This is a genomic window from Stenotrophomonas sp. P5_B8 (genome assembly GCF_054049855.1).
The window spans coordinates 1-9,309 of the sequence record NZ_JBFULO010000135.1 but is presented as its reverse complement, the minus strand read 5'-3'; the positions used below and the strand labels follow the sequence as shown (position 1 = coordinate 9,309).

Sequence of the window (9,309 nt, the reverse complement as noted above, 5' to 3'; positions counted from 1 at the left end):
CCACTACCGTCAGGCGGTCTTGGCGCGCTTGAGCAGTTTCTTCTCGCGGCGGCGTGCGCGACGGTTGACCCAGCGTTCGCGCAGGCAGGAGAAGATGACGTACAGCGCCGGCGTGCTGAGCAGGGTGAGGCTCTGCGAGAACAACAGGCCGCCGATCATCGCGATGCCGAGCGGGCGGCGCAGTTCGGAGCCTTCGCCCAAGCCGATCGCCAGTGGCACTGCCGCCAGGATCGCCACCATGGTGGTCATCATGATCGGACGGAAGCGCACGATGCTGGCCTCGCGCACCGCATCGCGCGGGCTCTTGCCGTGCTCGCGCTGGGCCACTACGGCGAAGTCGATCATCATGATCGCGTTCTTCTTGACGATGCCGATGAGCAGTACCAGCGCGATCATCGAGATCACCGACAGCTCGGTATTGGTCACAAACAGCGCCAGCAGCGCGCCCACGCCCGCCGCCGGCAGCGTGGACAGGATGGTCACCGGGTGCACCAGGCTTTCGTACAGCATGCCCAGCACCAGGTAGACGGTGATGATCGCGGCCAGCACCAGGATCAGCATCGAGTTCGGGTTGAGCTGCACATTGAAGCCGCCGCCATCGCTGATGCGGATGTCGCCGGGCAGGCGCAGGCCGTCCACGGTGGCCTTGATGATGGCTTCGCCTTCGCCGGTGCTTACGCCCGGGGCCAGGTTGTAGCTCAGGTCCATCGTGGTGTACTGGTTTTCGTGGGTGATCTGCGGCGGRGCCAGCCCCGGCACCTGGTGGGCCACGGCAGTGAGCGGGATCATCTCGCCGTTGCCGGCGCGCACGTGGATCTCATCCAGTGCACGCGGGGTGGCGGTCTGCTCGGGCAGGGCGTTGACCACCACGCTGTACTGGTTGATGTCCGAATAGATGGTGGAGATCTGGCGCTGGCCGAACGCGCCGTACAGCGCGCCGTCGATGGCACCGACCGACACGCCCAGGCGCGCGGCCTTGGCGCGGTCGATCACCACATTCTGGCGCAGGCCGGCGGTATCCACGTCGGTGCCGACGTCGCGCAGCATCGGGTTCTTCTTCAACGCCGCCTGCACCTTGGGCAGCCATTCCTGCAGCTGGGCAAGATCATTGCCCTGCAGCGACACGCGGTACTGCGCACCCTGGCTGTTGCCGCCGCCACCATCGCTGGGCAGATCCTGGATCGCGCGCAGGCGCAGCTGCAGGTCGGGGTAGCGGTCGGCCTTGGCGCTCAACCGCGCCAGCGCCAGCGCGGTGGTTTCCTTGCGGCCTTCCTTGCGCGTCTTGAGCTGGATGTTGAACTGCGCGCTGGAGCCCTGGCGGCCGCTGCCCAGGCGCACGCCGACGGTCTTCACCGCCGGATCGGCCATCAGCATGTCGGTGATGCGGCGCTGGCGGTTGACCATGTCCTCGAAGGACACGGTGGCGCTGGAATTGGCGCGGCCCCAGATCAGGCCGGTGTCCTGGGCCGGGAAGGAGCCCTTCTTGACCGCGCCGCCGAGCATCACCGTGGCCACGATCAGCAGGATCGGGGTGAGCGAGAGCAGCATTGCGTGGCGCAGCGAGAAGTCCAGGCACACCGTATAGGTGCGCAGCATGCGGTCGTGCACGCCATCCAGGAAGCGACCGATCCGCGACGGCGTCTCCGGCTCGGGGTGCGCGCTGAGGAAGCGGCTGCACAGCGCCGGGGTCAGGGTCAGCGAAACGATCATGGAAACCACGATCGCCGCCACCAGGGTGATGGTGAACTCGCGGAAGAACGCCCCGACCATGCCGCTGGCGAACAGCAGCGGGATGAACACCGCCACCAGCGAGGCGGTGATCGAGACGATGGTGAAGCCGATCTCGCGCGCGCCGGTCAGCGCGGCCTGCATGCGTGTCATGCCCTCGTCGAGGTGGCGCATGACGTTTTCGATCACCACGATCGCATCGTCGACCACAAAGCCGATCGCGATCACCAGCGCCAGCAGGCTGAGGTTGTTCAAAGTGAAGCCGAACACGTACATCACCAGTGCCGCACCGGCCAGCGACAGCGGCACGGTGACCGCGGCGATCAGCGTCGGTGCCAACCGGCGCAGGAACAGCGCCATGGTCAGGATCACCATCGCCAGGCTGATCAGCAGGGTGATCTGCACTTCATGCAGTGACGAGCGGATGGTCGGGGTGCGGTCGAAGAACGGGGTCAGCACCGTGCCAGGCTGCAGGTAGTCGCGCAGCATCGGAATCTGCGCCTTGACCCGATCGACGGTCTCCACGATGTTGGCGCCGGCACGGGTGAACACATACATCACCACGGCGGGCTTGTGGTCGAACCACGCGGCCTGGTACGCATCCTGCTGGCCGTCGTAGACGTTGGCCACGTCCTTGAGGCGGATCACCCGGCCATCGTCCTGGGTCTTGATGACCAGGTTGGCGAAGTCGGCSGCKCGYGCSACCGARTCGTTGGCGATGATCGCGGTGGTGGTGTTGCCGTCGGTGAGGAAGCCGGTCGGCGAGGTCACGTTGGCCGCGCGCACCGCGTTGCGCAGGTCGTCGGGGGTGAGGTTGAGCGCGTTGAGCAGGCGCAGGTTGACGTCCACCCGTACCGCCGGGGTGGAGGCACCGGCGATGTCGACCGAGGACACCCCGCTGATCTGGCGGATGCGCTGGGCCAGCAGCGAATCGGCGACGTTGTAGAGCTCATCGGCCGACTGCGTCTGCGAGGTCAGCGCGATGGCGATGACCGGATCATCGTTGGGATTGGCCTTCTGGAACATCGGCGAGCCGAGCCCGGACGGCAGATCTGCCTGCGATGAATTGATCGCCGTCTGCACGTCCAGCGCGGCCGAATCGATGTCCACCCCGCTCTGGAAGATCATGAAGACCAGCGAGCTGCCTTCGGAACTGGAGGAGCGCATCTGGTCCACGCCGGGCAGCTGGCCCAGGTGGCGTTCCAGCGGTGCGGTGACCGTGGAGGCCATGGTGGTGGCGTCCGCGCCGGACTGGCTGGCGTGCACGAAGATCACCGGAATCTGGATGTTCGGCAATGCCGACACGCCCAGTTTCAGGTAGCAGAACAGGCCGACCACGAACAGGCCGATGGCCAGCAGCGCGGTGCCGATCGGGCGGCGGATGAAGGGGCCGGAGATGTTCATGCCGGCATCCTCATGGCACGCAGGTACGGCGTGCTCATGCGCGGTCCTGGGCGCTGGCGTGGCGCAGCGCGCGCTGTTCGCGGCGCAGTCGCAGGCGCTCGGAGAAGCGCTCCATGTACAGGTAGATCACCGGCGTGGTGTACAGCGTGACCAGCTGGGACAGCAGCAGGCCGCCGACGATGGCGATGCCCAGCGGGCGGCGCAGTTCCGAACCGATGCCGGTGCCCAGTGCCAGTGGCAGCGCGCCAAGCATGGCCGCAGCGGTGGTCATCATGATCGGGCGGAAGCGCAGCAGGCAGGCGCGGCGGATCGCATCGTGCGCGTTGGCACCGGCGCGACGCGCCTCGATGGCGAAGTCGACCATCATGATGCCGTTCTTCTTGACGATGCCGATCAGCAGCACGATGCCGACGATGCCGTCCACCGACAACGGCAACCCGCACACCATCAGCGCCAGCAGCGCACCGACACCGGCCGGCGGCAGGGTGGAGATGATGGTCAACGGATGGATGTAGCTCTCATACAGCACGCCCAGCACGATGTAGATCAGCACCAGCGAGGCCAGCAGCAGCCACACCACGTCGGTCTGGCTGCCGGTGAACTCGGCGGCCTTGCCGATGAACTCCGCATGCACCTGCGTGGGCATGTCCAGGCTGTCCTTGGTCTCTTCGATCGCCTTGACCGCATCGGACAGGGAATAGCCCGGGGCGATGTTGAACGACACGGTCACCGCCGGGAGCTGTTGCTGGTGGCTGACCACCAGCGGGGTGCTGGTGACCTTGCTTTCGGCGAGTGCGGCCAGCGGGATGATGTTGCCGGCGCCGATCGGGATGCCGGTGTTCTGCGCGCCGATGCCGGTGGCCGTGGACGAGTTGGACGAGGTGACCTGGCCGAAGTTGGTGGCGTTGCTGCCGGTCAGCGCGCCGGCCCCGTTGGAGGCCACCGCCAGCTGGTGCATCAGCGCGGTGCTGGTGCGGAACTCCGGCGCCACTTCCAGCACCACGCGGTATTGGTTGAGTTCGGTGAAGATGGTGGAGATCTGGCGCTGGCCGAAGGCGTCGTACAGGGTGTCGTCGATGGTCTGCATCGGCACGCCCAGCACGCTGGCCTTGTCGCGGTCGATGTTCAGTTCCAGCGCGCGGCCCTGGTTGGCCAGGTTGTTGTCCACGTCGGCCAGCTCCGGGCGCTGGCGCAGCGCTTCGGTCAGGCGGTTGGCCTGCAGCGCAACCTGCGCGCTGTCCACGTCCGACAGCGAGTACTGGTACTCGGTGGCGGCCACGCGGGTGTCCAGGGTGACGTCCTGCACCGGCTTGAGGTACAGCGCCACGCCGGGGATGCCGGCCACGGCGTGCTGCAGGCGCGGCAGAATCTCATCCAGTCCGTCGCGGTCGCCACGCTGCYTGAGCACGATCGACAGCTGGCCCTGGTTGAGCGTGGGGTTCATGCTGCCGGCGCCGATGAAGGCCGACACGCCGGTCACCGCCGGGTCCTTGCGCAGCGCTTCGGCCACGGCCTTGGTGCGCTGCTCCATCTGCGGGAAGGCGATGTTCTGGTCGGCCTGGACCACGCCGGTGATCAGGCCGGTGTCCTGCTCGGGCAGCAGGCCCTTGGGGATCACGATGTACAGCACCACGGTCAGCACCAGGGCACCGGCGGCCACGGCCAGGGTCAGCGGCTGGTGCTCCAGCACCCAGTCCAGGCTGCGCTCGTACGCGCCCACGGTACGCGTCCACAGGTTTTCCTTGCCGGCCGCGGCGGCACGCTCGTGCGCGTCCTCGCCTTCGGGCAGGGCATCGGGCTTGAGCAGGTAGGCGCACATCATCGGGGTGAGCGTCAGCGAGATCAGCATCGACAGCACCACCGCGATGCTCAGCACCCAGGCGAACTCGTGGAACAACCGGCCGGTGACGCCGGGCATCAGCAACAGCGGCAGGAACACCGCCACCAGCGAGATGGTCAGCGAGAGCACGGTGAAGCCGATCTGCTGGGCGCCGATCTCGGCCGCTTCCGGGCCGCTCTTGCCCTGTTCGATGTAGCGCACGATGTTCTCGATCATCACGATCGCATCGTCGACCACGAAGCCGGTGGCCACCACCAGCGCCATCAGCGACAGGTTGTCCAGCGACATGCCGGCAAAGGCCATCACCCCGAAGGTGCCGGCCAGCGACAGCGGTACCGCCACCGAGGGAATGATGGTGGCCCACAGCCGGCGCAGGAACACGAAGATCACCGCGACCACCAGGCAGATGGTGAGGATCAGGGTGAACTGCACTTCATGCACCGAGGCGCGGATGGTCTCGGTACGGTCGGAGAAGATCTCCAGGTGCACGTCGGCCGGCAGCACGTTCTGCAGCTGCGGCAGCAGCGCGCGGATGCGTTCGACGGTCTGCACGATGTTGGCGCCGGGCTGGCGGCGCACTTCCAGCAGCACCGCCGGCTTGCCATCGGCCCAGGCGGCGAGCTGGTCGTTCTCCACCCCGTCGATGACGTTGGCCACGTCCGACAGCCGCACCGGGCGGCCGTTCTTGTAGCTGATGATGGTGTCGCGGTACTCGGCGGCGCTGGTCAGCTGGTCATTGGTGCCGATGGAGTAGGACTGGGTCTTGCCGTTGAGCGAGCCCTTGGGCGCGTTGACGTTGGCCTGGGTCAGCGCGCTGCGCAGTTCTTCCAGGGTCAGGCCCATGTTGGACAGCTGCGCCGGGTTGACCTGGATGCGTACGGCCGGGCGCACGTTGCCGGCGATGGACACCAGCCCCACGCCCTGCACCTGCGACAGGCGCTGGGCGAGGATGGAGTCGGCGTAGTTGTTCACATCGCGCAGCGGGCGCGTGTCGGAGGTGAGCTTGAGGGTGACGATCGCCGCGTCGGCCGGATTCACCCGGTTGTAGACCGGCTGGTAGGGCAGCGAGGAGGGCAGGGTGGCCTGGCGGATCGCGGCCTGTACGTCCTGGGCGGCGATGTCGATGTCCCGGTCCATCGAGAACTGCAGGATGATCGTGGACAGACCGGCCGAGGAATCGGAGGTCATGATCTCCAACCCGGAGATCTGCCCGAACTGGCGTTCCAGCGGGGTGGTCACCAGCGAGGCCATGGTGACCGCGTTGGCGCCGGGGTACTGGGTGGTCACCACCAGGCTGGGCGCGTCGATCTCCGGCAGCGCCGACACCGGCAGCTGGCGGTAGCCGAGGATGCCGAGCAGCAGCAGGCCCGCCATCAACAGCGAGGTGGCGATCGGGCGGCGGATGAAGATCGTCGAAAAGCCCACGGGCGGATCCTTGCTGTTACGTCATGCGGCGTTGGAACGGGCAGACGCCAGCAAGGCGGCCGGCGTCGGGAACGTCAGGCAGGCGCGCTCAGCGCGGACCGCCACCACGGCGGCCACCGCCAGCACCCTGCTGTTGCGCGGCGGCCTTGAGTTCGGCCTCGGTCGGCGCGGCCGGGGTCTCGCCCGGCTTGAGCGCGTTGACCTTGCTGCCCGGCTTGAGCCGGAACTGGCCCTCGCTGACGACGCGCTCGCCGCCCTTGAGGCCGTCGGTGATCTGCACGTTGCTGTCGCCCACTTCCACGCCGCTCTTGACGGTCTGCATGGCAACGGTGCTGTCGGGCTTGACGATGTAGACGTACTCGCCGTCCGGGCCGCGCATCACGGCCTGGGTGGGGATGACCACGCCGCCGCCAATGGTGCGCAGCTGCATCCGCACGTTGACGAACTGGCCCGGCCACAGGCTGTTGTCGGTGTTGTCGAACAGGGCGCGCACGCGGAAGGTGCCGCTGTCGCTGCTGATCTGGTTGTCCACCACGTCCAGCTTGCCGCCGTCGGTGAGCACGTGCGAGTCGTTGCGGTCCAGCGCGGCGATGGTCACCGGGCCGGCCTGCTGGGCGGTGCGCACATCCGGCAGCTGGCGCTCGGGCAGGTTGAACACCACGTGGATCGGGTGGATCTGGGTCAGGGTGACCAGCGCGGTGCCGGCACTGACGACATTGCCGGCGTCCACCGCGCGGATGCCGGCGATGCCGGTGATCGGCGCGGTGACGCGGGTGTACTGCAGCTGCACCTGGGCCGCGCGCATGCTGGCCTCGTTGGCGGCCACGGCGCTTTCGAACTGCGCCACCTGGTTGCGCTGGGTGTCCAGGTCGGTCTTGGCCACGTACTGGCGGTACTCCGGCGAATTGGAGCGCTGGTAGTTGGAGCGCGCGGTGGCCAGCTGGGCCTGGTTCTGGCGCTTGGCCGCGGCGGCCTCGTCGTAGCTGGCCTGCAGGCTGCGCGGGTCGATCTGCGCGAGCAGGTCGCCCTGCTTTACTTCCTGGCCTTCCTTGAAGTTGATGCTGATCAGCTGGCCGCCGACCTGCGGGCTGACGGTGACGGTGTTCATCGCCGCTACGGTGCCCAGTGCGCTGGCATACACCGGCACGTCCTGGCGAATGGCGTCGACCACGGTGACCGGGACCGGTCCGGTGTCGCGCTGGTCGCCGTCCTTGCCGGCGCCGGCAGCGCTGCCGCCCGCCTCACCCTTGTGCTTGCCACCGTTGAGCAGGTGCAGGCCGATGAAGCCAATCACCAGTACGGCGACCACCAGCAGCACGATCTTCCAGAAACGCGACATTCAACTAACTCCTGAGGCTGGCGGAGGGCAGGGCCCGATTGGCTGGTGCAAAGCATACCCGTGGTGCGCGGGCTTTCATGCATGACGGATGGGACGGGCGGTCAGACCGGATGTGACCGGCCAGGTTCCACGGATCAACGCCTGCGGGGGCAGAAAGTTACAGCAGCAAGTGCGCTGATGGCCTACATTCAGTTTGGTCCGCCCTGAACACCCGTGGAGATCCTCGATGCCCCGTCTGTCGCTGCTGCTGTCCGCCCTGCTGCTTGCCTGCCCCGCACTGGCCGCGGCCACCCCTGACGAACGCCCGGAAGTGACTGCCGCGGCGACCCGCCTGCACGCCAAGGTGGTCGACTGGCGGCGCGACTTCCACCAGCACCCGGAGCTGTCCAACCGCGAGGAGCGCACCTCGGCGAAGGTGGCCGAGCAGTTGCGGGCGATGGGGCTCAAGCCGAAGACCGGGATCGCCCATCACGGTGTGGTGGTGGTCATCAAGGGGGCAAAGCCGGGTCCGCGCATCGCCCTGCGCGCGGACATGGACGCGCTGCCGGTGACCGAACAGACCGGGCTGCCGTTCGCCTCCAAGGTGACCAGCACCTACCGTGGCGAGCCGGTCGGGGTGATGCACGCCTGCGGCCACGACGCGCATACCGCCACGTTGCTGGGGGTGGCCGATGCGCTGGTGAAGATGCGCGAGAACCTGCCAGGCGAAGTGATGCTGATCTTCCAGCCCTCCGAGGAAGGGGCGCCGCCGCCGGAAGAGGGGGGTGCGTCGTTGATGCTGAAGGAGGGGCTGTTTGCGGACTTCAAGCCGGAGGCGGTGTTCGGCCTGCATGTGTTCTCCAGCGTGCCGGCGGGGCAGATCGCGGTGCGCGGTGGGCCCTTGATGGCAGCCTCGGACCGGTTCGGGATCAAGGTGATCGGGCGGCAGACGCATGGCTCGGCGCCGTGGAACGGGGTGGATCCGATCGTGGCGACGGCCGATCTGGTGGGCACGGCGCAGACGATCGTGAGCCGTCGGGCGAACCTGTCCAAGCAGCCGGCAGTGCTGACCTTCGGGGCGATCAAGGGCGGCATCCGCTACAACATCATTCCCGATGAGGTGGAGATGGTGGGGACGATCCGCACGTTCGATGAGGGGATGCGGCAGCAGATTTTCGCGGACCTGCGCAATGTGGCCGAGCACACGGCGGCGGCGCACGGGGCCAAGGCGGTGACGGAGATCTATGAGTCCGAGGGCAATCCGGCGACGGTGAACGATCCGGCGCTGACGGCGAAGATGCTGCCGAGCCTGCAGGCGGTGGTGGGCAAGGACAATGTGTACGAGCCGCCGCTGCAGATGGGCGCGGAGGATTTTTCGCTGTACGCGCAGCAGGTGCCGGGGATGTTTTTCTTCGTGGGGTCCACGAGTGTGGGCATCGATCCGGCTACGGCGCCGGCCAACCATTCGCCGAAGTTCCTGCTGGATGAGAAGGCGCTGGACGTGGGGTTGCGGGCGTTGCTGCAGGTGAGTCTGGATTATCTCAATGGGGTGGGGGTGGTTGCGCCTGCGGCGGGCTGAGGCCAAGGCAGGATT

General features: G+C 67.4%; 4 protein-coding genes. 1 reads left to right on the top strand and 3 read right to left on the bottom strand.

All coding sequences use genetic code 11. The features are described 5' to 3' along the window. Positions 1-9: 9 nt before the first annotated feature. From ACXJKH_RS09595 to ACXJKH_RS09585, 3 genes are all read right to left on the bottom strand, one after another. Positions 10-3,132, bottom strand: coding sequence for an efflux RND transporter permease subunit (locus tag ACXJKH_RS09595; RefSeq protein ID WP_457319255.1), 3,123 nt, complete (start codon positions 3,130-3,132; stop codon positions 10-12). A 34-nt stretch (positions 3,133-3,166) separates the two neighbouring features. After that, a complete protein-coding gene (locus ACXJKH_RS09590) occupies positions 3,167-6,397 on the bottom strand; it encodes an efflux RND transporter permease subunit (protein WP_457319254.1) in 3,231 nt (1,076 codons plus the stop codon). 88 nt (positions 6,398-6,485) lie between these two features. Beyond that, positions 6,486-7,736: an efflux RND transporter periplasmic adaptor subunit gene (locus tag ACXJKH_RS09585; RefSeq protein ID WP_457319253.1), complete on the bottom strand. Its 1,251-nt coding sequence runs from the start codon at positions 7,734-7,736 to the stop codon at positions 6,486-6,488. A gap of 226 nt (positions 7,737-7,962) precedes the next feature. Between ACXJKH_RS09585 and ACXJKH_RS09580 the strand changes: the two genes are divergently transcribed. Further along, complete coding sequence (locus ACXJKH_RS09580; RefSeq protein ID WP_457319252.1) at positions 7,963-9,294, top strand: M20 family metallopeptidase; 1,332 nt, start codon at positions 7,963-7,965, stop codon at positions 9,292-9,294. The last annotated feature ends 15 nt before the right edge of the window (positions 9,295-9,309 follow it).

Excerpts from the sequence above, each read along its gene's own strand:
- ACXJKH_RS09585 (WP_457319253.1), bottom strand. The coding sequence starts at position 7,736 with ATGTCGCGTTTCTGGAAGATCGTGCTGCTGGTGGTCGCCGTACTGGTG.
- ACXJKH_RS09580 (WP_457319252.1), top strand. The coding sequence starts at position 7,963 with ATGCCCCGTCTGTCGCTGCTGCTGTCCGCCCTGCTGCTTGCCTGCCCC.